The organism is Pseudomonas sp. TH07 (assembly GCF_016651285.1).
Classification (GTDB): domain Bacteria; phylum Pseudomonadota; class Gammaproteobacteria; order Pseudomonadales; family Pseudomonadaceae; genus Aquipseudomonas.
In genome coordinates this window covers 3,850,555-3,874,255 of the sequence record NZ_JAEKED010000001.1, presented here as the reverse complement: position 1 = coordinate 3,874,255, position 23,701 = coordinate 3,850,555, and the positions used below count along the sequence as shown (strand labels likewise).

At 59.9% G+C, this 23,701-nt stretch carries 26 protein-coding genes; 16 read left to right on the top strand and 10 right to left on the bottom strand.

Annotated features, from left to right (window positions below; genetic code table 11):
- Positions 1–524 precede the first annotated feature (524 nt).
- Together JFU57_RS17995 and JFU57_RS17990 are read left to right on the top strand one after the other, a co-directional pair.
- Positions 525–1,682 (top strand): MFS transporter, encoded by a 1,158-nt coding sequence (locus tag JFU57_RS17995; protein WP_201130267.1) that lies wholly within the window; start codon positions 525–527, stop codon positions 1,680–1,682.
- Between the two features lie 95 nt (positions 1,683–1,777).
- Complete coding sequence (locus JFU57_RS17990) at positions 1,778–2,194, top strand: SH3 domain-containing protein (RefSeq protein WP_201130266.1); 417 nt, start codon at positions 1,778–1,780, stop codon at positions 2,192–2,194.
- 61 nt (positions 2,195–2,255) lie between these two features.
- Here the strand turns inward: JFU57_RS17990 and JFU57_RS17985 are convergent, their stop codons facing one another.
- Positions 2,256–3,800, bottom strand: a complete 1,545-nt coding sequence (locus JFU57_RS17985; protein ID WP_242487476.1) for a nucleobase:cation symporter-2 family protein — start codon at positions 3,798–3,800, stop codon at positions 2,256–2,258.
- A gap of 239 nt (positions 3,801–4,039) precedes the next feature.
- Here JFU57_RS17985 and JFU57_RS17980 point away from each other — a divergent pair, with 239 nt between their 5' ends.
- Together JFU57_RS17980 and JFU57_RS17975 are read left to right on the top strand one after the other, a co-directional pair.
- Positions 4,040–4,492 (top strand): hypothetical protein, encoded by a 453-nt coding sequence (locus JFU57_RS17980; protein WP_201130265.1) that lies wholly within the window; start codon positions 4,040–4,042, stop codon positions 4,490–4,492.
- A gap of 25 nt (positions 4,493–4,517) precedes the next feature.
- Positions 4,518–4,943 carry a DUF4952 domain-containing protein gene (locus tag JFU57_RS17975; protein ID WP_201130264.1) on the top strand — a complete coding sequence of 142 codons (426 nt, stop codon included), beginning with the start codon at positions 4,518–4,520 and terminating at the stop codon, positions 4,941–4,943.
- A gap of 40 nt (positions 4,944–4,983) precedes the next feature.
- On the opposite strand, the gene JFU57_RS17970 is transcribed toward JFU57_RS17975, so the two are convergent.
- Complete coding sequence (locus JFU57_RS17970) at positions 4,984–5,820, bottom strand: arylamine N-acetyltransferase family protein (protein WP_078471244.1); 837 nt, start codon at positions 5,818–5,820, stop codon at positions 4,984–4,986.
- A gap of 204 nt (positions 5,821–6,024) precedes the next feature.
- On the opposite strand from JFU57_RS17970, the gene JFU57_RS17965 reads away from it, so the two are divergent.
- Entirely contained in the window at positions 6,025–6,615 is a 591-nt protein-coding gene (locus JFU57_RS17965; protein ID WP_201130262.1) for a GNAT family N-acetyltransferase, read from the top strand.
- On the opposite strand, the gene JFU57_RS17960 is transcribed toward JFU57_RS17965, so the two are convergent.
- The gene (locus tag JFU57_RS17960; protein ID WP_201130260.1) at positions 6,612–8,183 is read right to left on the bottom strand and encodes a sensor domain-containing diguanylate cyclase; all 1,572 of its coding nucleotides are present in this window, start codon (positions 8,181–8,183) and stop codon (positions 6,612–6,614) included. The genes JFU57_RS17965 and JFU57_RS17960 overlap by 4 nt on opposite strands.
- Positions 8,184–8,374: 191 nt before the next feature.
- On the opposite strand from JFU57_RS17960, the gene JFU57_RS17955 reads away from it, so the two are divergent.
- From JFU57_RS17955 to tal, 6 genes are all read left to right on the top strand, one after another.
- Positions 8,375–8,863 (top strand): hypothetical protein, encoded by a 489-nt coding sequence (locus JFU57_RS17955; protein WP_201130258.1) that lies wholly within the window; start codon positions 8,375–8,377, stop codon positions 8,861–8,863.
- 264 nt (positions 8,864–9,127) lie between these two features.
- Entirely contained in the window at positions 9,128–9,955 is an 828-nt protein-coding gene (locus tag JFU57_RS17950; protein WP_201130256.1) for a 2OG-Fe(II) oxygenase, read from the top strand.
- Positions 9,956–10,444: 489 nt separating this feature from the next.
- The gene (dusA, locus tag JFU57_RS17945) at positions 10,445–11,455 is read left to right on the top strand and encodes a tRNA dihydrouridine(20/20a) synthase DusA (RefSeq protein ID WP_201130254.1); all 1,011 of its coding nucleotides are present in this window, start codon (positions 10,445–10,447) and stop codon (positions 11,453–11,455) included.
- A gap of 128 nt (positions 11,456–11,583) precedes the next feature.
- Complete coding sequence (parS, locus tag JFU57_RS17940; protein WP_078471239.1) at positions 11,584–12,054, top strand: type II RES/Xre toxin-antitoxin system antitoxin; 471 nt, start codon at positions 11,584–11,586, stop codon at positions 12,052–12,054.
- The gene (locus tag JFU57_RS17935) at positions 12,051–12,551 is read left to right on the top strand and encodes an RES family NAD+ phosphorylase (RefSeq protein WP_201130252.1); all 501 of its coding nucleotides are present in this window, start codon (positions 12,051–12,053) and stop codon (positions 12,549–12,551) included. The genes parS and JFU57_RS17935 overlap by 4 nt, the downstream gene beginning before the upstream one ends.
- A gap of 226 nt (positions 12,552–12,777) precedes the next feature.
- Positions 12,778–13,704, top strand: a complete 927-nt coding sequence (tal, locus tag JFU57_RS17930) for a transaldolase (protein WP_201130250.1) — start codon at positions 12,778–12,780, stop codon at positions 13,702–13,704.
- A gap of 76 nt (positions 13,705–13,780) precedes the next feature.
- Here tal and rssC read toward each other — a convergent pair whose 3' ends face one another.
- A complete protein-coding gene (rssC, locus tag JFU57_RS17925) occupies positions 13,781–14,263 on the bottom strand; it encodes an anti-sigma factor antagonist RssC (RefSeq protein WP_068587814.1) in 483 nt (160 codons plus the stop codon).
- The gene (gene rssB, locus JFU57_RS17920) at positions 14,263–15,444 is read right to left on the bottom strand and encodes a two-component system response regulator RssB (protein WP_078471236.1); all 1,182 of its coding nucleotides are present in this window, start codon (positions 15,442–15,444) and stop codon (positions 14,263–14,265) included. The genes rssC and rssB overlap by 1 nt, the downstream gene beginning before the upstream one ends.
- A 275-nt stretch (positions 15,445–15,719) precedes the next feature.
- On the opposite strand from rssB, the gene JFU57_RS17915 reads away from it, so the two are divergent.
- Positions 15,720–16,019, top strand: coding sequence for a PilZ domain-containing protein (locus JFU57_RS17915; RefSeq protein ID WP_078471235.1), 300 nt, complete (start codon positions 15,720–15,722; stop codon positions 16,017–16,019).
- Positions 16,020–16,077: 58 nt separating this feature from the next.
- Here the strand turns inward: JFU57_RS17915 and JFU57_RS17910 are convergent, their stop codons facing one another.
- A complete protein-coding gene (locus JFU57_RS17910; protein WP_446739674.1) occupies positions 16,078–16,716 on the bottom strand; it encodes an MlaA family lipoprotein in 639 nt (212 codons plus the stop codon).
- 244 nt (positions 16,717–16,960) lie between these two features.
- Here JFU57_RS17910 and JFU57_RS17905 point away from each other — a divergent pair, with 244 nt between their 5' ends.
- Positions 16,961–17,569: an HAD family phosphatase gene (locus tag JFU57_RS17905; protein ID WP_201130246.1), complete on the top strand. Its 609-nt coding sequence runs from the start codon at positions 16,961–16,963 to the stop codon at positions 17,567–17,569.
- A 123-nt stretch (positions 17,570–17,692) separates the two neighbouring features.
- A complete protein-coding gene (locus JFU57_RS17900) occupies positions 17,693–17,956 on the top strand; it encodes a DUF4404 family protein (RefSeq protein WP_078471232.1) in 264 nt (87 codons plus the stop codon).
- A 45-nt stretch (positions 17,957–18,001) separates the two neighbouring features.
- On the opposite strand, the gene queF is transcribed toward JFU57_RS17900, so the two are convergent.
- The gene (gene queF / locus JFU57_RS17895; protein WP_201130245.1) at positions 18,002–18,832 is read right to left on the bottom strand and encodes an NADPH-dependent 7-cyano-7-deazaguanine reductase QueF; all 831 of its coding nucleotides are present in this window, start codon (positions 18,830–18,832) and stop codon (positions 18,002–18,004) included.
- 67 nt (positions 18,833–18,899) lie between these two features.
- A complete protein-coding gene (gene copI, locus JFU57_RS17890) occupies positions 18,900–19,472 on the bottom strand; it encodes a copper-resistant cuproprotein CopI (protein WP_201130243.1) in 573 nt (190 codons plus the stop codon).
- A gap of 155 nt (positions 19,473–19,627) precedes the next feature.
- On the opposite strand from copI, the gene JFU57_RS17885 reads away from it, so the two are divergent.
- Entirely contained in the window at positions 19,628–20,308 is a 681-nt protein-coding gene (locus tag JFU57_RS17885; RefSeq protein WP_078471229.1) for a heavy metal response regulator transcription factor, read from the top strand.
- Positions 20,308–21,669 (top strand): heavy metal sensor histidine kinase, encoded by a 1,362-nt coding sequence (locus JFU57_RS17880; protein WP_274609825.1) that lies wholly within the window; start codon positions 20,308–20,310, stop codon positions 21,667–21,669. The genes JFU57_RS17885 and JFU57_RS17880 overlap by 1 nt, the downstream gene beginning before the upstream one ends.
- A 27-nt stretch (positions 21,670–21,696) precedes the next feature.
- On the opposite strand, the gene JFU57_RS17875 is transcribed toward JFU57_RS17880, so the two are convergent.
- Positions 21,697–22,941 (bottom strand): lipoprotein-releasing ABC transporter permease subunit, encoded by a 1,245-nt coding sequence (locus tag JFU57_RS17875; protein ID WP_078471227.1) that lies wholly within the window; start codon positions 22,939–22,941, stop codon positions 21,697–21,699.
- A 72-nt stretch (positions 22,942–23,013) separates the two neighbouring features.
- On the bottom strand, positions 23,014–23,697 hold the full coding sequence (gene lolD, locus JFU57_RS17870) for a lipoprotein-releasing ABC transporter ATP-binding protein LolD (RefSeq protein WP_178102957.1): 684 nt from the start codon (positions 23,695–23,697) through the stop codon (positions 23,014–23,016).
- Positions 23,698–23,701 lie beyond the last annotated feature (4 nt).

Below are 23,701 nucleotides of genomic sequence, written 5' to 3'. Positions count from 1 at the left end.
GCAGTTGAGAACCAATCTCAATTTAACCGAAAAGGCATTCTGATGGCAATTACACGTAGACCACCGTGCTCTCGATACCCGCAATTGCTTTGCCATCCAGGCCTGGCGTAGGCTGTGCGACTCTTTTAATCCGACCCGACCAATCCGATGTATGTCCCTGCCCTATCCGCTTGCGCTTTTACCTCAATGAGCCCAACGGACATCCTCGCCGTTACCCGACACGACTGCGCGATCAATCGCCGGCGCCGCAGCGTGCTGTTCGCCTTCACCTTCTCGCCGCACCACGCCACCCACGGTTGCGACTGAACCCCGCGCGACTTTGATACCCGGCGGCCCTGATGCCACGGATCAAAGCTGTTGACGCCTTTCACCGCAGAACCCGAAACCGCTAGCGCCCCCGCGCTTCGGAACCTCGTGCTGCGTCCAGAAAAGCGCCTTGCCCGGCAGTCATGTACAGGCCCGGCCCTTGCGGCCAGACCATGGAACAACCTCGATGCCTGATAACCCAGGCACAGGCACTTTTTATGAACAGCAAACTATTAGCAGCACTTATTCTCGGCATCTCGATCGTCGGCCTCAGCATCGGCTCGACAGTACCGGTGATTGCGCTACGCCTGTACCAGGCCGGCGCCTCCAATGCACAGATCGGCATCATGTCGGCACTGCCGGCCGCCGGGATGATGCTCTCGGCCTTCCTGGTGGACTGGCTGTGCCTGAAACTCAGTCGGCGGCAGATCTACCTGCTGTGCTTCAGCCTGTGCGCCTTGAGCATCGCCCTGCTGGAGATTCCCGGCGTCGGCCTCTATGGCTTGGGCATGGCGCGCATTGTCATGGGCCTCGGCGCCGGTCTGATCATCATCCTCGGGGAAACCTGGGTCAATGAAATGGCCGAAGAGGCCACCCGCGGGCGCATCATCGCGGTCTACACCACCTGCTTCACGGTGTTCCAATTGATCGGTCCCGGCCTGGTCGCCCTGCTGGGTACCGACGGCCCCCAGGTGCTGGCCATCGTTCTCGCCGGCTATGTACTGGCCATCGCGGTGATCTGGCTGACCCTGCCCCATCAGCACATCCTGGCCGATCACACCCAGAGCAAGACCTTTTCGGTGCTCGGCTTCATCCGTGTAGCGCCGGCCCTGTGCGTGGGCATCCTGTTCTTCGCGTTCTTCGATACGGTGATTCTCTCGCTGTTCCCGGTCTATGCCGCAGGCCACGGCTACAGCATCAAGCTCGCAGCCTTGATGGTCAGCATCATTCTGCTCGGCGACGCGGTGTTTCAGTTTCCCCTGGGCTGGCTATCGGACAAGACCGGCCGCGCCGCCATCTACCTCGGCTGCGGGTTGGTGTCACTGCTGATCGGCTTGGGCCTGCCGCTGCTGATCGGCTATCCGGCACTGCTCTGGCCCAGCCTGGTGGTACTCGGGGCTGCGGCCGGCGGGGTGTATACCCTGGCAATCATCCTGATCGGGCAAAAATTCAGCGGCCCGGACCTGGTCACGGCCAATGCCAGTGCCGGCCTGCTATGGGGCATCGGCAGCCTGCTCGGGCCGCTGCTCAGCGGCGCCGCCATGAGCGGCGGCTCCCATGGTTTGCCATTGACCCTCGCGGCTGCCGCAGCAGTGGTGGTGCTGTTTGCCTGCTCGCTGCTCAGGCAACACCAGGCGCAACAGATCACGGAGTAATACGCGCCAGCCAAAGGGCATGTGGCCGGGGTGGGCAGCCTCGGCTTTTGTCACTACTATCGCGCCACCCGCCCCCTCGCCCTGGACCCATACCGATGGACCGATCCCTGCGCCTGCTGCCGTCCTGCCTGCTGCTCAGCCTGCTGCCCCTGGCTGTCGCCCAGGCCGAAACCATTGATTGCGACACCCTGGGCGACAACGCGTCCCTGGAGGCTGGCAGCTATCGTCCGCCCCTGGAGGCCACCGTCATCGACCAGGGCCGACTGTATTTCCACAGTGCTCCCAGCCCGGTCTGCATCAACAAGAAGCTGTTTGTCATCCCGGGTGACAGCCTGACGGTATATGCCTCCAGCCAAAGCGGCTGGGCGCAGGTGATGTACATCGCCAAGGACGGTCAGGACTACAGCGGCTGGGTCGAAGAAAAACGCCTGAAACTGGGCGACCACTACGGTGGCAACGATGCTGACGACGCCGAACCCGCGCCCGAGCAGCAAGCGCCTGCAACCCCATGAACAAAAAACCGACGCCCTTGGGGGCGCCGGTTTGCTCAGGCTTCACTGCTGTCGGACGCACCTAGACCTTGCTGGTCTCGGCTGCGCTTCTGGCATGGCCGACCGCCGGCCCTTCCGCCCCATGTGCGCCCGCCTTGCCAACCGGCTCGACCACCACCGGCACTTCATTGCCTTCGGCATCGTGCAACTTGCCATCGCTGAAGTAATCGCCCTCGCGCAGCGCCGCCAGATCCTGGAAGCGCAGGGTGCGTTCGGTGCCCGCGGCAAATACTGACTGCTGATCCGAGTTGCCGGTGGTGAAATGGTTGAAGGTCAGGTTGAGGATAATCGCCATGATCGCCGACGAACTGATGCCGGAATGGAAGATAGTCGCGAACCAGCTGGGGAAATGATCGTAGAAGTTGGGTGCCGCGATCGGAATCATGCCGAAGCCAATGGAGGTGGCAACGATGATCAGGTTCACGTTGTTGCGGTAGTCGACCTTGGACAAGGTGCGAATGCCGCTGGCCGCCACGGTGCCGAATAATACGATACCGGCGCCACCGAGTACCGAGGTCGGTACGGCAGCGATCACCCGCCCCATGAATGGCAGCAGGCCGAGGATCACCAGGAACACCCCGCCGGTGGCCACCACGAAGCGGCTCTTGACCCCGGTGACCGCCACCAGCCCGACGTTCTGCGCAAAGGCGCTCTGGGTAAAGGAACCGAAGATCGGTGCCAGCACGCTCGACAGCATGTCGGCCCGCAGGCCGTTGCCCAGGCGCTTGGAATCGACCTTGGTATTGATGATTTCACCGACCGCGAGAATATCGGCCGAGGTCTCCACCAGCGTCACCATCACCACGATGCACATCGACAGAATCGCCGCCAGATGGAAGGTGGGCACGCCGAAGTGGAAGGGGGTTGGCAAGCCGAACATCGGCCCCTGGGTCACGCCGGAAAAGTCCGCCATGCCGACCATTACCGCGATCAACGTGCCAAACACCATCGCCAGCAGGATCGACAGGCGAGAAATGGTCGCACTGCCGATTTTGCTCAACAGCAGCACCAGCACCAGGGTGATTGCCGCCAGACCGATATTGGACATGCTGCCGAAATCCGCCGCCCGGCTGTTGCCGCCCATGGCCCAGCGCGCGGCCACCGGCATCAGCGTCAGGCCGATGGTGGTGATGACAATGCCGGTCACCAACGGTGGGAAAAACTTGGTGATACGCGAGAACACCGGAGTAATCAGCAGCCCGATCAACGAAGCGGCGATCACCGCCCCCAACACCGACTGAAAACCACCTTCGCCGCCACTGCTGACAATCGCCACCATGGTCGAGACGCCGGCGAAGGACACCCCCTGAACCAGCGGCAAACGGCAGCCAAAGAATGGAATGCCCAGGGTTTGCAGCAAGGTTGCCAGCCCCCCTGCGAACAACGACGCAGCGATCAGCAGACCGATTTCCGCCGCAGACAGCCCGGCCGCCTGGCCGACAATCAGCGGTACCGCAACGATGCCACCGTACATGGTCAGCACGTGTTGCAGGCCGTAGGCCATGTTGGCGCCCAGACCCAGGTTTTCATCTTCCGGGCGCGGCTGTGAATCGAGGGGGGTAGTCATGGTTTGGGGTTCCCTGTTTTTGTTATGGGCACACTGTATTCAACATCCAAGACAACTGTCCATACAATTGTATACAGTTTGTCGGACAATACAGGACGGCTTTTGTGCCATAACACCCCACTGATGCTTCGCTACTCCCGTCCAAGTGGCTCCGGACGAGCAACGATCCGGGCCCAGGATATAAATCACTGGCTGCTGAGCCCTGCTAGAATGCCGCCTCGCCCTCTTCGCCTCGACTCATGCAAACGATCGAACGATTCGCCCTGCAGCCCCACCAAGGCTCGCCGCAGACCGACCCCGCCGATGCGCTCCTGATCGTCGACGGGCAAGTGTCCGCGCTGCGTATTCCGGGCCGGCTTCTGCGGCGTCAGTACCTGACCGCACTGGGCTATGTGCTGATTACCGAGCTCGACTACTGGGTCGAAGAAGCTGTCCTGGTGGTGCTGGTCAGCCTCGACTTGCAACGGGTATTGGCCCACCGCACGCTGACACGCTGGTACAGCTCGTATTACCTGGAAGAGGTGGAGTGGCAGGATGATCGGCACTTTTACCTGACCATCGAAGGACTTGAGCACTACCGCTTTTATTTCACCCTGCGCCCCCGGCACTGGCCCCTGGTCAGCCCGCGATTGGGCATGCGCTGCCGGCGCCTGGACCGTAAAAGCGGGAAATGGACATTCGACCCCTGGTAAGGGCCCCGGCCCAGGAAACCCCACATTGAACCGACGTAGATGGACCCGCTGGCTGCCGGTGGCGCTCCTGCTGCTGATCAGTAGCGCCCACGCAGAACTGAGCTGCGATGACTTTCTGGCGAATGCTGGCGGCAAGCCTGCCTACCTGGAGTTTCTCGAGTGTCATCAGGAGCCCGAGCTCCAGGGCGCCCCGTTCCGGGCCACCTACCGCCTGCCGGGGCGCGAGGTGTACAACGCTGAGCGCTATGCCGCCGAACGCTTCTCCATGAAGCCGCTGCGCCGCTCCTGCTGCATCTGGGATGCGCCCCCGGGCTTCTTCCGCGATCCGCATACCGAAATCGGTTACTCGGTCTTCATGGGCTCAGGAGAAACCCCGGTCAACCGTCGTGAATCATTGCAGGACATCGACTTTATCTACCTGCGCGTCGACGCCTACGCTGAAGACCCTTAGGGCCGAGAGCGACTGGAGGCGTCCGCCTGCCCAGTGTCAGTCACACCGCCGCGGGTTCGCTGATCAGTTGCGCAACCACCTCGCGCAACGCCGGGTGCTGCGGCAAGCGGATCCGAAACTCGCGCTGCAGCAGGTCGAGCAGTTCATCCGCATCGCTGATCTGTCGCCGCTCGCTGGGCTGGCCCATGCGGTGCAGGGCATAACTGCCGTTGTTGAGCGTCCGGCGCCAGCCGTCACCGGTCAGCGCGGCTTTCAATTGCCCGAGAAATGGCGAGCGGCTGTGGGTCGAGACGTACCAGTTGCCCATCTCGTAGTCGGCGTCGCCCTGCACCTGCAGATCGAACACATACATGGGTCGCCACTCGCCCATGACCTTGGCGCGCAATGCATAACCGCTATCGCGCCGGACGATGCAGTACGGCTCGTGGGGCGTGGCCTGCTCCGCATCGGTGTCCAGGCGCAGCGGAGCAGTTGGCACCATGCCGCCAAACCCGACATCCACCGAATACTGCACGTCGTCGAGGGTCACCAGCGCCAGGCGATGGGTGCGCGAAGTCAGGGCATCTTCCGGCCCGCCCAGCACCACGCGCCCGGTAATGCCCCGGGCCTGGAACCCGAGATGCTGCAGCAGTGCCAGGTACATCTGATTGAGCTCGTAGCAATAGCCGCCACGGCCGTCATGCAGGATTTTTTTCTCGACCGTCGGCAAATCGATGGGCACCGGCAGCCGCAGCAGGGTCGACAGGCTTTCGAAGGCAAAGGTGCTGGTGTGGCGCAGTTGCAGCCGGCGCAAGGTGTCCAGGGTCGGCGCGGGTGCGGCATCGAAGCCGAGCTGGTGCAGGTAGAGGTCGAAGTCCATCACAGCGGGTTGGCTCATAGTGCGGTCCTTGTCCACAAGGTATTACGAAGGTATGGCGGGCCAGTCTTGGGAATCGCGGGCTATGTATAAGTCATAACGGGCACGGCTCGACAATTGATTTAGCCAATCAGTTTTATGGCATTGGCCCTGGATTGGATCTTGCCAAGGCCACCGCGCTTGCCTGTAATACCGTCTGCCCGCCCCCGAATGAGAAGGCCCCGCATGCAAACCCTGGAAGGCCCGCGAATCATCCTGCGCCCGCTGCTGCCCAGCGACGCCGAGGCCCTGGTCGACGCCGCGCAAGATGGCGAGCTGTGGAACCTGCCATTCACCGTGGTGCCTTCGCGGGATACGGTCCACCCCTACATCGCACAGGCCTTGAGCGGGCGGGATGCCGGAACGGTACTGCCCTACGTCACGGTGCTGAAAACCACCGGTCAGGTGATCGGCTGCACGCGTTTCTGGAAGGTCGACCGCCAGCACCGCAAGCTGGAAATCGGCAGTACCTGGATCGCCAGCCGCTGGCAGCGAACCTTCGTCAACACCGAGGCCAAGTACCTGATGCTGCGCTACGCCTTCGAATCCCTGGACTGCGTACGGGTGCAATTCACCACTGACGAAATCAACCAGAAATCGCGCCAGGCCATCCTGCGCCTCGGGGCCCAACAGGAAGGCATCGTGCGCCATGAGCGGATCATGCCCGACGGCCGCAAGCGCAACTCGGTGCGTTTCAGCATCATTGACGATGAATGGCCCGCAGTACGCCGGCAACTGGAAAGCAGACTCGCGCAGCAGGTGGAGGGACAGGGCTAGCGATCAGAACGCAGCAGTGGCGCGGCCGCCTCTTCCATGGACAGCACCTCCACCCGGTTGCGCCCTCCCTTCTTGGCCTGATACAGCGCTGCGTCCGCGCGCTGGATAAAGGCCTCGATACTGTCCGCCCCTCGAGGCACAAAGGCGTAGCAGCCCAGGCTCACCGTCAGGCGACCCGTGGGAGAACCACCGTGCTCGATATTTTGCTCCATGACCCGGTGGCGAATCTGCTCGGCGATGGTCAGGGCGCCCTGGATATCAGTGTCCGGCAACAGCACCGCGAATTCTTCGCCACCGTAGCGCACCGCCAGGTCGGCCTTGCGCTGGCAGCAGTTTTTCAAGACCTGCGCCACTTCGGTCAGGCAATGGTCTCCCGCGACGTGGCCGTAGGTGTCGTTGTAGCTTTTGAAGTAATCGATATCGAGCATGATCAGGCTCAGCGGGCTTGACTGGCGCGCTCCGCGCCCGAACTCGATTTCCAGGGCCCGCTCGAACAGCCGCCGGTTGGCCAGCCCGGTCAGGCTGTCATGGGTGGCAATCACCTCCAGCGCCTCCTGAGCCTTGCGCAGGTCAGCCTCGATACGCTGGCCGTCACGCACCTGATGCACAAACACCCAGCCGAACAAGCCGATACCGAGCACCACCAGGGCCACAATCACGCTGGACTGATAAGCCGTGGCGTACCAGCCCTTGAGGATCGCGTCCCTTGACGTTGCGGCGGCCACCACCAGCGGGTAGGCCTCCAGCTGCCGATAGCCATACAACCTGACCACGCCATCCACCACCGAGGTGATCATCGCGTTGCCGTAGAGCGAGTTGGGCAAATACTTCTGGAAAATTTCGCCACGGCTCAGCGAAGCACCGATCTGCCGCTCTTCAAAAGGCCGACGCGTCAACAAGGTGCCATCGGACAAGGCCAGGAACATCGTGCCGTCGTCATCGATATTGAAACTTTTGAAGAACTGATCGAAGTAAGCCAACTTGATCCCGGCCATCAGCACGCCCTGGAAGTTGCCCTGCTTATCGTTGATCCGGCGCGACAGGGGAATGATCCACTCGCCGTTTTCCCGACTGCGAATCGCCGGGCCGATATGCACCAGCAACGAGGCATTCTGCTGGTGAAAGCGGAAATAATCACGGTCCGCTACCCCTTCCCCACGCGGCAGATCATCGAAGGATGTCACCACCCACTGCCCATGCTTGTCGAACATGAACAGCCCGCTCAGTTGTTGCAGCGCCTGCACTCGCCGGGAAAAGGTACTGTGCAATCGTGCGGCGGCCGCCCCTTCATAGCCATCAGCCTGGACCCACTCGGCCAGGCTGGTCAGCACCAACTCGGCCTCCATAAAGGTGTCTTCCGCCTGCTGCGCCATGGCGCGCGTCAGGTTGATCGACACCACCTCCGCCATCGCCAGATCATGGCGCCGCGACTGTTCCAACTGCAGGTACAACAGACCACACAGGCACAGGCAAACCGTCGCGATAAATGCCACCGCAGCCTTGAGCAGAGGGAGGCGTTTCAGCGAGCCATCGGAGGTGGAGTGCGGGTCATGAATGGGGATAGGCAAAAGCATCATCCTGAAGGGGAAGGCATGAGCCAGCGCCCAAATCCCTTGATGTCGGTGAGCTTAGCGTAAGGGCCGATAGCGGGCAAATGAACCCCGGCGGTCAACAGTCGGCTTGGCGGACTGGCCAGCGCAGGCCAAGGTGCAGTAACTTGAGGCGCTACCCCACACTCACCACACGATAGGAAATCGGAATGAGTAAGGCTGATGAGCTCGCTGCCAAGCTAAAGCAAAAACAACAAGGCCGCGCCGACAAGGAGGCCAGCGCAGACAAAACCATCGAACTCTGGCCCGTCCAGGTCAACGAGTTGTACCAGCAGATCGAAACCTGGCTGACGCCCGTGTCCGAGGCCGGCCTGGGCATCCGCCGCAACGCCACCCGGGTCTTCGAGAGCACGCCTTCCGGCGCCACCTTCAACTACGCCATCGATCAACTGGTGCTCGAAGGCAACCACACCAGCATCACCTTCGACCCCATCGCACGCTTCATCCCGGGTGCCACCGGACGCATCGACATCCATGCCAAAGGCCAGGAAAAATACCTGCTGCGCACCGCCAGCGATCATGGCGAAGGGCATTGGATGATTCACTCGACTCCGCAAACGGGGCGGCCACGGCAGGAGCCGGTGGAGTTCAATGAAGACAACTTGCTGACGGTAGTTGAGGAAGGGTTGGGGCTTTAGAGCAGACGGATCGAGGGGAGCTTGGGGCCACTGATAGCGAGCCACGAAGCAGTTCTGAAAAGGAGCCTGAGTTTCCGCAGCCCTGACTTCTCCCCTTCTCATGGAAGCTCTATAATCAGTACGCTAGATGCAAGCAAAATCTGAGCGCCCTGTTGCTCAGGAGCCCCTGTTGAATTTTTATACCGAACTACTAATTTTCTTGTAACTTTTACTACCTCATAGAAAATAGAGAAATATTTTCAACCCTCGATTAAAAGGACAATGATGGATACCCAGCGCGTTGCTTCTCTCATAGTTGATCGCCTAGATGAGCTTAGTGAAGAAATTACCAAAAAATGGAACAACCCGGAAGGAACCAAGACTCGCCATCTAATCATTGACAATTTTCTTCCCAATGATTTCGCCACTGCCATTTATGATGCGTTCCCGCGTAATGCAGATGGATTTTTTGATAAAAATACATTTCGGGAAAAGAAAAAAACCTTAGCTACTCTTGACGACAGACCCGAAATACTCAGTACAATTACTTATGGCATGCAACACCCCTCCGTTGTAAACAAAGTAGCGTCTCTTCTTGGATTTAAGGACATCATTCCAGATCCAACGCTTTATGCTGGCGGACTCTCGATGATGTTTAAAGATGACTTCCTTAACCCTCATATTGACAATAGCCACGATGGGGCAAGGAACCTCTACCGCCGACTGAATATGCTATATTACGTTTCGCCAGATTGGGCCTTGGAAAACGGCGGAAACTTTGAGTTATGGGACGAAAAGGTAAAAATACAAAAAACCATAACATCAAAATTCAACCGCCTTGTTGTAATGGAGACAAACAAAAACTCTTGGCACTCTGTAAGCCCAGTCAAAGTCGAACTTCCACGATGCTGCGTTTCAAACTATTATTTTTCAAAAACCTCACCTGACAATCACGACTATTTTCACGTCACCTCCTTTAACGGTAGGCCAGAAGAAGTCGGCCGTAGAATTATTAGCACTTTCGACAACACCGCAAGAAATATAGCTTCAAAGCTTCTTCGACTGGGTCGCGGAAAAAAGCTGGCCAACACTTCAAAAAAACCCGAAAAATAAAATTCATCGAGCTTGTCACCACTCGAAACTCAACCAGGCCAGTTAATTTCAAAAAACTGAATACGGCTTGTTTTTCGAGTGATGGCAAATACACCTTAACACGCCCTCCAACAATCAAAATCAAGCCCTACCAATCCAAAAAACTTACCGCAAAACTAAAAACAACACTTATATTTAAATCATTTTTTAAGCATCAATCCTCTTCGGACGCTCATGGTTTGAGCCCTGAATCGCGACAAACGAACTCCGCACCGCCTACCCACCAATAAATTCCACACTGGTTATTCCAATGTAAAACAATGTCTTTTTTTGGTATACTTAAGCAAAACAACATAAAAATCCGATACAAACCGTACACCTGTATACCTTTGACGTAAGCCCTAATGTTGATATTCACCTCAGCTAAAATCAGCCAGATAGGCTTTGGATGATGTATTGAACGACAGGTTCAGAAAGCACCTAAAAACAGCCTAATACTCGCCGAGCGAAATGGAACAAGATCAAGTGTCAACTCAAGAGAGTCCAAGCCAAACACTATTCCGCCGCTTTTCTGTGGCGCCGATGATGGATTGGACCGACCGCCACTGCCGCTACTTCCTGCGCATTCTGTCCAAACATGCCCTGCTCTACACCGAGATGGTCACCACCGGTGCGCTGCTCAATGGCGATCACGAGCGGTTTTTGCGGCATAACCCGTCCGAGCATCCCTTGGCCTTGCAGCTGGGTGGCAGTACACCGGCGGATTTGGCGGCTTGCGCGCGGATGGCGCAGGAGCATGGTTACGACGAGGTGAATTTGAATGTGGGCTGCCCCAGTGATCGGGTGCAGAACAATATGATCGGTGCGTGCCTGATGGCGCATCCGAGACTGGTGGCTGACTGCGTGAAGGCAATGCGCGATGCGGTGACGATTCCGGTGACGGTGAAGCACCGCATCGGGATCAATGGTCGTGACAGTTATGAAGAGCTGTGTGATTTCGTTGGCCAGGTGCGGGATGCGGGTTGCACCAGTTTTACCGTGCATGCCCGGATTGCGATTCTGGAAGGGCTGTCGCCCAAAGAGAATCGCGATATTCCGCCGCTGCGCTATGACGTTGCCGCACGGTTGAAGGAGGATTTCCCGGAGCTGGAGATTATCCTCAATGGCGGAATCAAGACCCTCGAGGCCTGTCACGAGCATTTGCAGACCTTCGATGGGGTGATGCTGGGGCGTGAGGCCTATCACAACCCCTACCTGCTGGCCGAAGTGGACCAGCAGTTGTTTGCCAGCACAGAGCCGGTGATTTCCCGCGCCGAGGCGCTGGCCCAACTTCGCCCCTACATAGCCGAACACCTGGCTGCGGGCGGCGCGATGCACCATATCACCCGGCATGTGCTGGGCTTGGGTACCGGGTTTCCGGGGGCGCGTAAATTCCGCCAGTTGTTGTCGGTGGATATCCACAAGGCCAAAGACCCTTTGGCGTTGCTGGATCAGGCAGGGTTGTTGCTGGAAGGGCGTTGAGCCAGACGCTAATACCGCCAGGCCAGGCGCCTGGTGCTTTTTCCGTTCGGCGTAAAGCCTGGGCGAGCATTCGCCAGCTTCGCCACTTGGCAGTATACTTTCGCCAGATGGCAAAACGAGGTGATTCCATGGCCGCTCAAAGCGAAACCCATCACTACCAGTCCCAAGACCCGACCAAGCCCCTGCAACTGCTGTTCGGCAACCGACCTCCTCGCGCCCATGACGCCTTTGAGGTGCATGAGCTGATTGAAAAAGGCTTTCCGTCGGACGCGGTGATCAACTTTGTGCAGTCGGTCACGCGCTTCAAGGACAAGCAGGTGTTCGGCAAAATCATCGGCCTGTCAGAGCGAACCGTGCAGCGGCGGATCAAGAATCCAGAGCCTCTCACTTCGGAACAAAGCAGCAGTGCCTGGCGCCTGGCCAAGGTGTTGAGCAAGGCCGAGGGTGTGCTGGGCGACCTTCAGGAGGCGGCGAACTGGATGGTCACACCCGCACTTGGCCTGGAAAACCGTGCGCCCATCGATTTGCTGACCACCCAAGTCGGCTTCGAGCTGGTCGATGATTTCCTGACCCGCATGGACTACGGGGTTTATTCTTGAGTCCTACCTCACTCGCGCCGACCGAACTGTACTTCTGGCGACTCGACCGCTCGGAACACGCCGCCACCTGGTTCAGCGGTATCGGTGCGGAGCTGGGCGGCGGTCGCTGGAACTCCAAAGGGGTCAAAGCGGTGTATGGCTCTGCCGATCCTTCCACCGCCATCCTCGAAGTGGCCGTGCATAAAGGCTTTCGCGCCCTTGATTGTGTCCCCCATGTGCTGACCGCAGCGCGTATCCTCGATCCTTCCCGAGTCCCACGGATTGTGCCAAGCCAGATTGCCAACCCCAATTGGCTGATACCCGGAACTCCCAGCCTGGGACAACAGAAGTTTGGTGACGAACTGCTGGAGCGCCATGCTTTTATCCTGATTCCTTCGACGGTGTCCCGACACAGCTGGAACATCGTCATGAACCCGCAACTGGCCCAGGGGCTGTACGAAGTGGTCCAGCAAGAACGCTTTGCCCTGGATACCCGCCTCAATCCACCGCCCCACTGACCATTTGCGCCCGAGCAGAACGGCCGCCGTCACTCCACGCGACCGCCTTCGATCAATTACCCGGAACCTGTCGGCTATTTTGGCATCGTAGTTAGCGCATAGCGCCTGCGCATTCAAACGCCTGTTCTCAGGGAGTTGCCCCTGCAGCCGACGATACGCCTATGCGCCCTTGAGCCGCTGTCAGCGCTCGGGTAATGTCACCAGACCCACAGGACAGAGCACGCCCATGACTTCCAAGCTGGAACAACTCAAACAGATCACTACCGTCGTTGCCGATACCGGCGACTTCGAAGCCATTGCCCGGGTCAAGCCGGTGGATGCCACCACCAACCCTTCGCTGCTGCTCAAGGCTGCGGCCATCCCAGGTTATGCCGAACTGCTCAACGCCTGCGTCAGCGACTGCAAGGGCGATGTGGGCCTGGCCAGCGACCGCTTTGCCGTTGCTGTCGGCCAGGAAATCCTGAAAGTGATTCCGGGGCGGATTTCTACCGAAGTGGACGCACGCCTGTCGTTCGACACTGATGCCATGCTGGAACGCGCCCATCGCCTGATCGGGCTGTATGAAAAAGCCGGGATTGGCCGCGATCGGGTGCTGATCAAGATCGCCTCCACCTGGGAAGGTATCCGCGCCGCCGAGAAGCTGGAGCGCGAAGGTATCCAGACCAACTTGACCCTGCTGTTCTCCTTCGCCCAGGCCGTCGCCTGCGCCGAAGCCGGGGTGTTCCTGATTTCCCCCTTCGTAGGCCGCATCTACGACTGGTACAAGAAAGCCAACGGCACCGACTACAGCGGTTCCGACGATCCGGGTGTGCAGTCGGTAACCCGTATCTACAACTACTACAAAGCCAACGATTACAAGACCGTGGTCATGGGCGCCAGCTTCCGCAACCTGAACCAGATCGAGCAACTGGCCGGCTGTGATCGCCTGACCATCAGCCCGGACCTGATCGAGAAACTGGCTGCCGACAACGGCAAGCTGGAACGCAAGCTGGCCCCGGGCGCAGCAGGCGAAGCCCGCCAGAGCTTGACTGAGTCGCAGTTCCGCTGGGCCTCGAACGAGGATGCCATGGCTACCGAGAAACTCGCCGAAGGCATTCGCCAGTTCGCCCGCGACCAGGAGAAACTGGAAGCCCTGCTGGCCGCCAAGCTGTGAACTGATCCACGCCCAAGCAAAAAAGGGCGAACCCGTGAGGGTTCGCCCTTTTTTATGCGCCTGGCGCCTTAATCGATCAGTGACGCTCCAACGCATTCACCAGGTCGTGAAAGGCTTCTCGGTTGGAGTCGTTGAGCCCCATGAGGATCTTGTGCGCTTCCAGCACCTTGATCCGCACCACTTCTTCCGACTGATCCTGAGACGGCAGGTCAGTCAGGCATTCCGGGCAGGGAATCGGACGATCAACGATGTTGAACACCTGATCGAAGCCCATCGACTGCAACAGACGGGTGATGTCTTCGTGGGTGGTGACGACCGTGGGCAACAGACCGACCTTCTGCCGCGACAGGATCGACAATTTGGCCAGCAGGCCAAGGGTGGTGCTGTCGATGCTGCGGGTTTCGGTCAGATCGATCACGATGGCCGAGAAGTTCAGCGCCGTGAAAATCCGCTCAATAGTCGCATCCAACGCCGAACACAGGGTCAGGCGTACTTCACCGACGAACTTCAGGACAAAGGTGCCGTCCTGCTCGGCGAACTGGATTCTACCGGTACTCATTAAAGATTCCTGCTCAACACCAACAGGGCGATATCATCCGGCATCTCCCCTAGCGTGGCCAATCCAAAAACCTGCCGCAGACCATCCAGGCTGCCGCCTGCCGTTCTTACCCTTTCAGGCAAGGCGGCTTCTTTCTCTTTGAGTGTGGGTTCTGGCAAAAGGTCCAGAATGCCATCAGACATCAGCGTCAGGCTGAAGGTCGGCGGCAATTCCAGGATGTGGTCTTCATAGGTGGCTTCAGTGAACAAGCCCACCGGCAGACCGCGCCCTTCCAGGTAACGCACACTGCTTGGCGTGTACAACACAGGCAATGGCAGGTGTCCGCCAATGCTATAGGTCAACAAACCGGTCTCCTCGTCGATGACTCCACCGACCATAGTGACGTGTTTACCCAGCTTACAGCTGATCAGGCCACGGTTGATATGGCCAAGGACTTCCGAAGGCTTGAATTCTGGCAATGTGCCATTGCGCTTGGACTCGAACAACAAGCGCGTGGTCATGAACTTCAACAGGACAGTAACGAATGCTGACGAGGCGCCATGACCGGAAACGTCCGCCAGATAGAAAGCAACCCGGCGCTCGTCGACCCTGAAGTAGTCGACAAAATCCCCCGACAGGTACAACGACGGGATGATCTGATGGGCGAAGTTGAACTCATCAATCGACCAGGGGCTGACCGGCAGCATATTCATCTGCACCTGGCGCCCGGCATTCTGGTCTTCCTGCAACAGATTCAGGCTGGCTTCAAGCTCGCGGTTGGCGGCTTCAAGCTTCTCGCGGTAACGCTGGTTTTCAAGCAGCAACCGCGCACGATCCAGGGCCCGACGCACCGAGTGCTCGAGCACCGCCAGATCTTCCAACGGTTTGATCAGGTAATCCGCCGCACCAAGACGCAATGCTTCGACCGCGTCATTCATTACGCCCGCACCCGATACCACGATCACCGGGGTTTGCGGTGCGATGTCGGTTACCTGACGGATAAGTTCGAGGCCGCCCATCTGCGGCATGCGCAGATCGCAGATCACCAAGTCGGGCTTCTCTTGCTCGAATACCTGAAGACCCTGCTGGCCGTTGCCGGCCTGAAGGACGCTGAAGCCACTGTCTTCCAAATAGGCCGCGAGGCTCGCGCGCACTACTTCGTCGTCATCGATTATCAGCAGCGTGGCACTGGTTTTTTGCATGTGGGCAAACGGCGCCAGAATTAGGTTGGCGTAGGCGGCGAGGCTGAGACCCGGCGCACACTACTGGATTCGCTTTCTAGCCACTCTGGAGTTGGAGCCAAGGCCCGGAGCCCTGCACGCTCGTCCAACAGAGGTGCCCTTCTAAGGCGCAGACGGTACTCCCATCCGCGGGGCGTTTCAAGCTCACGCCGATGGTCGCCTGGCGTCTTTACACCGCAAATCACCGGGAGTTATAAGAACAGGCAAAACCGCAACGTAATCGCAGGACGGAACCCATGAGCCAAAACGAACGGGACTACAGTGAAAAGCGCGATTACATTCGCATGCGCGTGGATGCAGAGGTCACGCTGATTCATCAGGGGCAAGTGATTCCAGCCGTCTGTATCGACCTTTCCAGCAGTGGGATGCAGGTCCAGGCGACACGATCGTTCAAGGTCGGTGATCGGCTCAGCGTGCGTATCGACTCCGAGCATACGGCGCTCAGAGGGCTGGAAGCAGAGACCGAAGTGGTCTGGGTCACCGAGCTTCAGGACCACACTCAGAAACTTGGCCTTACAATCCTTAAGATGAACTGAACCCTCGCCCACGAAAAAGGCGGCCCAATGGCCGCCTTTTTTCATTTAACGCCAAAGATTAGAAGTCGTCTTCAACCTGGCCATCCTTGACCTTGAATTCGCGGTTCTGCAGGTAGGCATTGCGAATAAAGGTGTACTTGTCGCCGTTGATCAGCTTCTCGGCCGACAGCAGGCTGGCGCGCGTATCGATGATATCCAGGCCGATCGTCATATTGCGCGCCGGGATGTCATTCATGTAGCGGTAGGGTTCGGTGTAGCTGTCCACATACTTGGCCGGCGCATCACGCACAGTGCTGGGCCCGAAGAACGGCAGCATCACGTATGGGCCGCTAGGCATGCCCCAGTAACCAAGGGTCTGGCCGAAGTCTTCGTCGTTGCGCTGCAGGCCCATCTTGGTGCCGACATCGAAAAACCCGGCCAGACCCAAGGTGGTGTTCATCAGCAGGCGTGCGGTGTCGACGCCGGCCGCGCGCGGCTTGACCTGAAGGAGGTCGTTGGCCAGGTTGCCTACGTCACCGATATTGCGGAAGAAGTTGTGAATACCATCTTCCAGAAACTGCGGGGTAATCGCCTGGTAGCCTTGAGCCAGTGGCTTGAGGGCATAGGTGTCGAGTTTATCGTTGAAGGTGAAGATCGGGCGGTTGATGCTTTCCCATGGATCATCTTCAGCGGCCTGGGCCGCAAACGGCACCAACATCACACCGGCACACACGCATAGCTGAACTAGATGACTGCTCCAGCGCATAGCAGAAACTCCTTGGATTGTTCTGTCGCGGGGGCTATGCCCTGGCGTTAAGCGGCTCAGTATAAAACGGATGGCGACGTTTAGGCAGCATTGCGCACGCCAAGTTGATGCCTCAAGCATGACTTGCCATTCACCGGGCTGTCACCCAACCGTCATCAGGGCCCGCTAGCCTTGCGGCTATTTCAAGGACGTTGATATGCCGAACGCTGACGCCTTACCCCTGCCCTCTCCCACTTTGACCGCCGTGTTGTTCGGCCTTAGCGGTTGCCTGGTGGACTTTGGCGCCCAGACCCATCGCGCGCCCGAACGCGCCCACAGCCACGCCACGCCCGGCGCACTGGAGGCCCTGGGCAACCTCAAGCATCAAGGGATCCCCTGCGCCTGGCTCGATGAACTGCCTGGCGATGTCAGTCAGCAATTGGCGGCGGCGCTGCCGCCATGGATCCAACCGACTATCGCCAACCCCACCCAATGGCCCGCCCCGGATGCCTGCTGGCAGGCGCTGATGGCGCTGAATGTCACTCGGCTGGACGGCTGCGTGCTGGTCAGCGGCGAACCGCGACTCCTGCAATCCGGTTTGAACGCCGGTCTCTGGACCATCGGTCTGGCATCCTGCGGCTCGCTATGCGGCCTGGCTCCGGCCGAGTGGCAGGCCTTGAGCCAGCAGGAACGCGAACTCAAGCGCGGCAGGGCAACCATGCAGTTGTTCGGCCTCGGCGTGCATTCGGTGATCGACCATCTGGGGGAGCTTTCCACCTGCCTGGCAGACATCGGCTTGCGCCGGAAAAAGGGCGAAAAACCCTGACATACCCTCGTTGATCGAGATCATGCAGCACACGTGGGAGTGGATTACTCTAACAGCCTGGCCATGGACCTTTAGCTCAGTGCCGCGGTCCATGCCTGTGCCTATCAATAAAGGGAGAACGCCATGCCTGCCCGCGAACTGCAAGAACAACTCGATACCCTGCGCGAGCAATTGGAGCAGAACCCTCCGCTTTCGCAAGCCGAGCGCGACAATCTGCAAGATCTGATGCAACAGATCGAACTGGAAATCAAACTCGAGAATGCCACCCAGGACTCCAGCCTCGCCGACGGCGTCAACCTTGCCGTCGAACGCTTCGAGCTTGAACACCCCGCCATTGCCGGAACCTTGCGCAACATTGTGCAGACCCTCGGCAACATCGGAATCTGAACGGCATCAAACAAAAAAGCCCCGCTCAATAAGCGGGGCTTTTTATTACTGACGCACCAGCCTGAAGTTGGGGAATTGCGCCGTTTCGGTGCTGCGGTACGGGTTGATATCCAGCCCGCCACGGCGCACGTAGCGCGCATAGACCGTCAGCTTCTCCGGTTGCAACAGGCGCTGCAGGTCAAGGAAGATCCGCTCCACGCACTGCTCGTGGAAATCCGAGTGCTGGCGGAAGCTCACCAGGTACGCCAGCAAACTCGCGTGATCCAGCGCCGCACCGCGGTACTCCACCACCACACTGCCCCAGTCCGGTTGGCTGGTGACCGGGCAGTTGGATTTCAGCAGATGGCTGTGCACGCTCTCTTCAATGACACGCGACGGATCGCAGCGCAGCAGCTCCGGACGCGGATGCTCATAACTGCTGACACTGATATCCAACTCGTCGATGCAGGTCCCGGGTAACGCCACCACGCCTTCGGCCTCGACCTCGCCCAAGCTGCGAACACGCACCCCCACCGGCTTGCCGGCAGCGTCCGATAAATCGCGGCGCAGGGTTTCCTCAAGGCTCTGGCGATCGGCGAACGACGTCTGGTTCAGCGAATTGAGGTAGAGCTTGAACGACTTGGATTCGATGATATTCGGCGAGTCCGCGGGAATGCTGAACTCGCCGATCGCCACCACGGGCTTGCCAGAAGGCAGCAACCAGGACAACTCGAAGCAATTCCAGAAGTCCACGCCCTTATAAGGCAGGGTTTCGGCGCTCAGGCCCAGCTCGGCCCACTTGGCCGCCCGTGGAATCGGGAACAGCAAGGACGGGGTGTAGGTAGAGACGTATTCACTGGACTTGCCCAGCGGCGAATGTTCGGCTGCGGGATGCATGGCGGAAACCTGACTGAAGAATCAGGCGATTCTACCAGCCTTTGCTCGCGCCTTGAGCCCCCGGCGCTTACTGGCTGACGGTCAGCTTGCCGACCATGCCGGCCTGATAATGCCCCGGGATATTGCAGGCGAACTCCAGGCTGCCGGCCTTGCTGAAGATCCAGGTCAATTCCGCCGTCTTGCCCGGCTCCACCAGCACGCTGTTGGGGTCGTCGTGTTTCATCACGGCCTGATGATCCATGCCCGGCATCGAACCATGGCCCATGGCTGAATGGTCCATGGCCCCGGCGGGCATGCTGTTCATGGCCGTAGGGGTGAGCATTCCGCTCTGCTGCATCTTGAGCATTTCCTGCTGGTGTTCGGCGTGCATCGCCGCATTGCCCAGGTTGAACTCGTGCAGCAACTGCCCCTTGTTGATCAGCACAAAACGCACGGTCTCACCGGCCTTGATCTGCAGCGCCTTGGGATCGAACGACATATCCCCCATCACCACTTCCACCGTGCGTGTAGCCTTGGATGCAGCGGCCGGCTGGCCGAAATCATAGCCCTGGGCCGGCGAAGCCGGTGCCGGGCCACTCAAGACCAGCAAACAGCCGGCCACTAGCAGCGGGGTTAAAAGGTGCTTTCTTGCCAACGCCATAGTCACACTCCAACACGATTACATTCAGCTTGTGGGAAACTCTAACGCCGCGCCGCTGCCAGCCAGCTGACTGCTAGATTACAACTTTGTCAGCTTGCGCCACCTTGCAACCACCCAAGGTATAAAGCAGCCGTTACGTTTGCCACGAGTCGCCCATGAAACTGCTGATCGTCGAAGACCAACCGAAAACCGGCCATTACCTGCGCCAGGGCCTGAGCGAGGCCGGCTTCTGTACCGAGCTGGTGGCCGACGGCACCAGCGGCCAACATCTGGCGCTGACCGGCGATTACGCACTGTTGATCCTTGACGTGATGCTGCCGGGGCGCGACGGCTGGCAGATTCTCCAGGCCGTGCGCGCCGCCGGGCTCGACACCCCGGTGCTGTTCCTCACCGCCCGCGATGCCGTGCAAGACCGGGTCCACGGCCTGGAACTGGGGGCCGACGACTACCTGGTCAAACCCTTTGCCTTCTCTGAACTGCTGGCCCGGGTCCGCAGCCTGCTGCGCCGTGGCAGCGCCGCCCCGCAGGAAACCAGCCTGCAACTGGCCGACCTGCGCCTGGACCTGATCCGCCGCAGGGTCGAACGCGACGGCCAGCGCATCGACCTGACCGCCAAAGAATTCTCCCTGCTGGAAATGCTCCTGCGACGCCAGGGCGAGGTGTTGCCCAAATCGCTGATCGCCTCCCAGGTCTGGGACATGAATTTCGACAGCGACACCAACGTCATCGAAGTCGCGATTCGGCGCCTGCGCCTGAAGATCGATGACGACTACCCCAACAAGCTGATCCACACCGTGCGAGGCATGGGCTATGTGCTTGAAGAGCGCCAGGCCTGATGCGCCGGCTGTCGTTGAGTGGCCGCCTGGCGCTGCTGTTTGCAGCGTGCACCGCCGTGGTTTCGCTGCTCGCCGGGGTGCTGTTCAGCCGCGCCAGTGAAGCCCACTTCATCGAACTCGACCAGCAATTACTGGACAGCAAGCTGATGACCTTGCGCAGCGCACTGCAAGGCGCCAGCGACATCCAGCGGTTTGCCGAGCGCAAGCATCAGTTGCAGGCTGAGCTCAACCATCAGCCAGACCTGGCGCTGCGCGTCCAGGGTCCGGACGGGCAAACCTGGTTCGACAGCGCCGCGAACCTGAGCATGCCCGCGCCGATGGACGGCAACTTGCACAGCCTGCATGACGCAGACAACGCCTACCGCGTGTACAGCGTCGCGCTAGAACCGGACAATCCGCACTCGGCCACATTGACCCTGATGCTCGACATCACCCATCACCAGCATTTCCTGCAGCGCATGCAACACCTGATCTGGCTGACCGTGGGCCTCTCGGCGCTGGCCACTGCGGTGCTCGGCGCCTGGGCTGCCCGCAGCGGCCTGCGCCCATTGCGGCGTATGAGTGAAGTCGCCGCCGGGGTGTCTGCCAGCTCGCTGACCCAACGCCTGCCCCAGGACCAGATGCCCGCCGAACTGGCCAATCTGGCGCGCACCTTCAATGACATGCTCGGGCGCCTGGATGATTCATTTCAGCGACTATCGGCCTTTTCTGCCGACATTGCCCATGAGCTGCGCACGCCGCTGTCCAACCTGCTGACCCACACCCAGGTCACCCTCACCCGCCCGCGCGCGCTGGAGGATTACCGCGAAGCGCTGCACAGCAACCTCGAAGAGCTGCAATGGATGGCGCAACTGGTCAACGACATGCTGTACCTGGCCAAGGCCGACCACGGCCTGCTGACCCCACGGCGTGAAGCCCTGGAGCTGGCGGACGAGGCTGACATGCTGCTGGAGTTTTACGCCCCTCTGGCGGAAGACGTGCAGGTCAGCCTGACCCGCGAAGGCACGGCGCGCCTGAATGGCGACCGCAGCATGCTGCGCCGGGCCCTGTCCAACCTGCTGGACAATGCCCTGCGCTTCACCCCGGCCGGAGGGCGGGTTCGGGTAAGCATCGAGGAGACACCTGGCGGGCTGCGACTGAGCATCGAGAACAGCGGCACGGGGATTGCCCCGGAACTGCTGCCGCGCCTGTTCGACCGTTTCTATCGCGCCGATCCGGCGCGCCGTGAAGGCAGCAGTGAACATGCGGGGTTGGGGCTGGCGATTACCCAGTCGATCATCCGTGCCCATGGAGGGCAGATTCATTGCGAATCAGGCAGTGCCTGGACCCGGTTTGTGATCGAGCTGCCGACCAGGGACTGACCCCGGCCGGCATAACGGCCTCAAGCCTCAGGAATAACGCAACGCATGCGCCGGTTCGACCTTGGACGCGCGCCAGGCCGGGTACACCGTGGCCAGGAAGCTCAGGACGAAGCCGGCACCACAGATCAGCGCCACATCGCCGCCTTGCAGCTCGGAAGGCAGGTTGCTGACGAAGTACACGTCGGAACTGAAGATATGCTGGCCGCTGATCCGCTCCAGCCAGCCCACCAATTCGCTCACGTTCAACGCCGCAATCACACCGAGCACGCCACCGATCAACGTGCCGACAATCCCGATCACCGTGCCCTGGACCATGAAGATCGCCATGATCTGCCGTGGCGTGGCGCCGATGGTACGCAGGATCGCGATATCCGCGCCTTTGTCGTTCACCACCATGATCAGCGTCGCGATGATGTTGAAGGCCGCCACGGCGACGATCATCAGCAACAGCAGGCCGATCATGGTCTTTTCCATCTTCATTGCGCTGAACAGACTGCCCTGGGTGTGGGTCCAGTCGTCGGCCTTGAAGTCGGCGCCGAGGCCCTTGGCGATGTCACTGGAGACTTGCGGCGCAGCGTACAGATCCTTGACCGCCAGCCGCACGCTCTGCACCTGATTGGGCTGCCAGCGTTGCATCTCGGCCGCGTCGGCCACGTGGATCAGGCCCATGGAGCCGTCCAGCTCGGCCCCGACCTTGAACACGCCGACCACGTTCAGGCGCTGCATGCGCGGCGTAATACCGCCTGGAGCGCTGCTGACTTCGGGCACGATCAGGGTCAGCTTGTCGCCGACATTCAAGCGAAAGCGCCGTGCGGTGATTTCACCGATCACCACCCCGAACTCGCCGGGCTTGAGGTCTTCCAGGCGGCCTTGGACGATATGCTGGGCAACGATCGACACCTTGCCTTCCTGGGCAGGGTCGATGCCGCTGATCTGGATCGGCTGCATCGCGCCCTTGTACGACAGCATCCCTTCCATCTCGGTGAAGGGCACGGCGGCGGTGACTTCAGGATTTTTCAGCGCAGCAGCGGCGACGGGCTGCCAGTCATCGATCGGCTTGACGCCCACGATGGTGGCGTGGGGCACCATACCGAGGATGCGCGAGCTCATTTCGCGCTGGAAGCCGTTCATCACCGACAGCACCACGATCATTGCCAGCACACCGAGGGCGAGGCCGATCATCGAGGTCATCGAGATAAAGGAAACGAAGCGATTGCGACGCTTGGCGCGGGTATAGCGCGCGCCGATAAAGATCGATAACGGTCTGAACATGGGCGAGGCACCGTAGAAAAATTAAAAACCCGGCGCCGGCAGGTGTAGCCGCCAGCGCCGTGTGCGGCCGCATCAAATCGCGACCAGATGGCCTTCTTGCAAGTGCAGTACGCGGTCCATCTGCCGAGCCAGGTTCATGTCGTGAGTCACCACCAGGAACGCCGTGCGCATCGAGGTGCTGAGCTCCAGCATCAAGTCCTGGATGCCCTGGGCGGTGTGCGAATCGAGGTTGCCGGTGGGCTCGTCGAGCATCACCAGGCCCGGCTGGTTGACCAGGGCGCGGGCAATGGCCACGCGCTGGCGCTCGCCGCCCGAGAGCTCGGCCGGTTTGTGTTCCAGGCGGTGACCCAACCCGACCCGCTCCAGCAACGCCGTGGCACGCTGGCGGGCCTCCGGGATTGCGGTCTTGCCGATCAGCAGCGGCATGCAGACGTTTTCCAGCGCGGTGAACTCCGCCAGCAAGTGGTGGAACTGATAGACGAAGCCCAGGGAGCGGTTACGCAACAGGCCGCGCTTTTTCTCGCTCAACGCTGAAAGCTCTTCACCGTCGAGCCAGACACTGCCCTTGGAAGGCGTATCCAGACCACCCAGCAGGTTGAGCAAGGTACTTTTGCCCGAGCCGGACGTCCCGACAATGGCCACTCGCTCGCCCGGGTGCAGCTCCAGCTGAAGGCCGGACAACACCACGACTGATTCCGGGCCTTCGTCATAGGACTTACCCAGATCGCGGCAGCTCAAGATTGCTTTTTCACTCATGCCC

Excerpts from the sequence above, each read along its gene's own strand:
- parS (WP_078471239.1), top strand. The coding sequence starts at position 11,584 with ATGGCCGCTCAAAGCGAAACCCATCACTACCAGTCCCAAGACCCGACC.
- rssB (WP_078471236.1), bottom strand. The coding sequence starts at position 15,444 with ATGCAAAAAACCAGTGCCACGCTGCTGATAATCGATGACGACGAAGTA.
- JFU57_RS17965 (WP_201130262.1), top strand. The coding sequence starts at position 6,025 with ATGCAAACCCTGGAAGGCCCGCGAATCATCCTGCGCCCGCTGCTGCCC.
- JFU57_RS17875 (WP_078471227.1), bottom strand. The coding sequence starts at position 22,941 with ATGTTCAGACCGTTATCGATCTTTATCGGCGCGCGCTATACCCGCGCC.
- dusA (WP_201130254.1), top strand. The coding sequence starts at position 10,445 with ATGGAACAAGATCAAGTGTCAACTCAAGAGAGTCCAAGCCAAACACTA.
- JFU57_RS17970 (WP_078471244.1), bottom strand. The coding sequence starts at position 5,820 with ATGAGCCAACCCGCTGTGATGGACTTCGACCTCTACCTGCACCAGCTC.
- copI (WP_201130243.1), bottom strand. The coding sequence starts at position 19,472 with ATGGCGTTGGCAAGAAAGCACCTTTTAACCCCGCTGCTAGTGGCCGGC.
- rssC (WP_068587814.1), bottom strand. The coding sequence starts at position 14,263 with ATGAGTACCGGTAGAATCCAGTTCGCCGAGCAGGACGGCACCTTTGTC.
- JFU57_RS17880 (WP_274609825.1), top strand. The coding sequence starts at position 20,308 with ATGCGCCGGCTGTCGTTGAGTGGCCGCCTGGCGCTGCTGTTTGCAGCG.
- JFU57_RS17905 (WP_201130246.1), top strand. The coding sequence starts at position 16,961 with ATGCCGAACGCTGACGCCTTACCCCTGCCCTCTCCCACTTTGACCGCC.
- JFU57_RS17915 (WP_078471235.1), top strand. The coding sequence starts at position 15,720 with ATGAGCCAAAACGAACGGGACTACAGTGAAAAGCGCGATTACATTCGC.
- JFU57_RS17900 (WP_078471232.1), top strand. The coding sequence starts at position 17,693 with ATGCCTGCCCGCGAACTGCAAGAACAACTCGATACCCTGCGCGAGCAA.
- JFU57_RS17950 (WP_201130256.1), top strand. The coding sequence starts at position 9,128 with ATGGATACCCAGCGCGTTGCTTCTCTCATAGTTGATCGCCTAGATGAG.
- JFU57_RS17885 (WP_078471229.1), top strand. The coding sequence starts at position 19,628 with ATGAAACTGCTGATCGTCGAAGACCAACCGAAAACCGGCCATTACCTG.
- JFU57_RS17910 (WP_446739674.1), bottom strand. The coding sequence starts at position 16,716 with ATGTTGGTGCCGTTTGCGGCCCAGGCCGCTGAAGATGATCCATGGGAA.
- JFU57_RS17955 (WP_201130258.1), top strand. The coding sequence starts at position 8,375 with ATGAGTAAGGCTGATGAGCTCGCTGCCAAGCTAAAGCAAAAACAACAA.
- lolD (WP_178102957.1), bottom strand. The coding sequence starts at position 23,697 with ATGAGTGAAAAAGCAATCTTGAGCTGCCGCGATCTGGGTAAGTCCTAT.
- queF (WP_201130245.1), bottom strand. The coding sequence starts at position 18,832 with ATGCATCCCGCAGCCGAACATTCGCCGCTGGGCAAGTCCAGTGAATAC.
- tal (WP_201130250.1), top strand. The coding sequence starts at position 12,778 with ATGACTTCCAAGCTGGAACAACTCAAACAGATCACTACCGTCGTTGCC.
- JFU57_RS17995 (WP_201130267.1), top strand. The coding sequence starts at position 525 with ATGAACAGCAAACTATTAGCAGCACTTATTCTCGGCATCTCGATCGTC.
- JFU57_RS17990 (WP_201130266.1), top strand. The coding sequence starts at position 1,778 with ATGGACCGATCCCTGCGCCTGCTGCCGTCCTGCCTGCTGCTCAGCCTG.
- JFU57_RS17985 (WP_242487476.1), bottom strand. The coding sequence starts at position 3,800 with ATGACTACCCCCCTCGATTCACAGCCGCGCCCGGAAGATGAAAACCTG.
- JFU57_RS17980 (WP_201130265.1), top strand. The coding sequence starts at position 4,040 with ATGCAAACGATCGAACGATTCGCCCTGCAGCCCCACCAAGGCTCGCCG.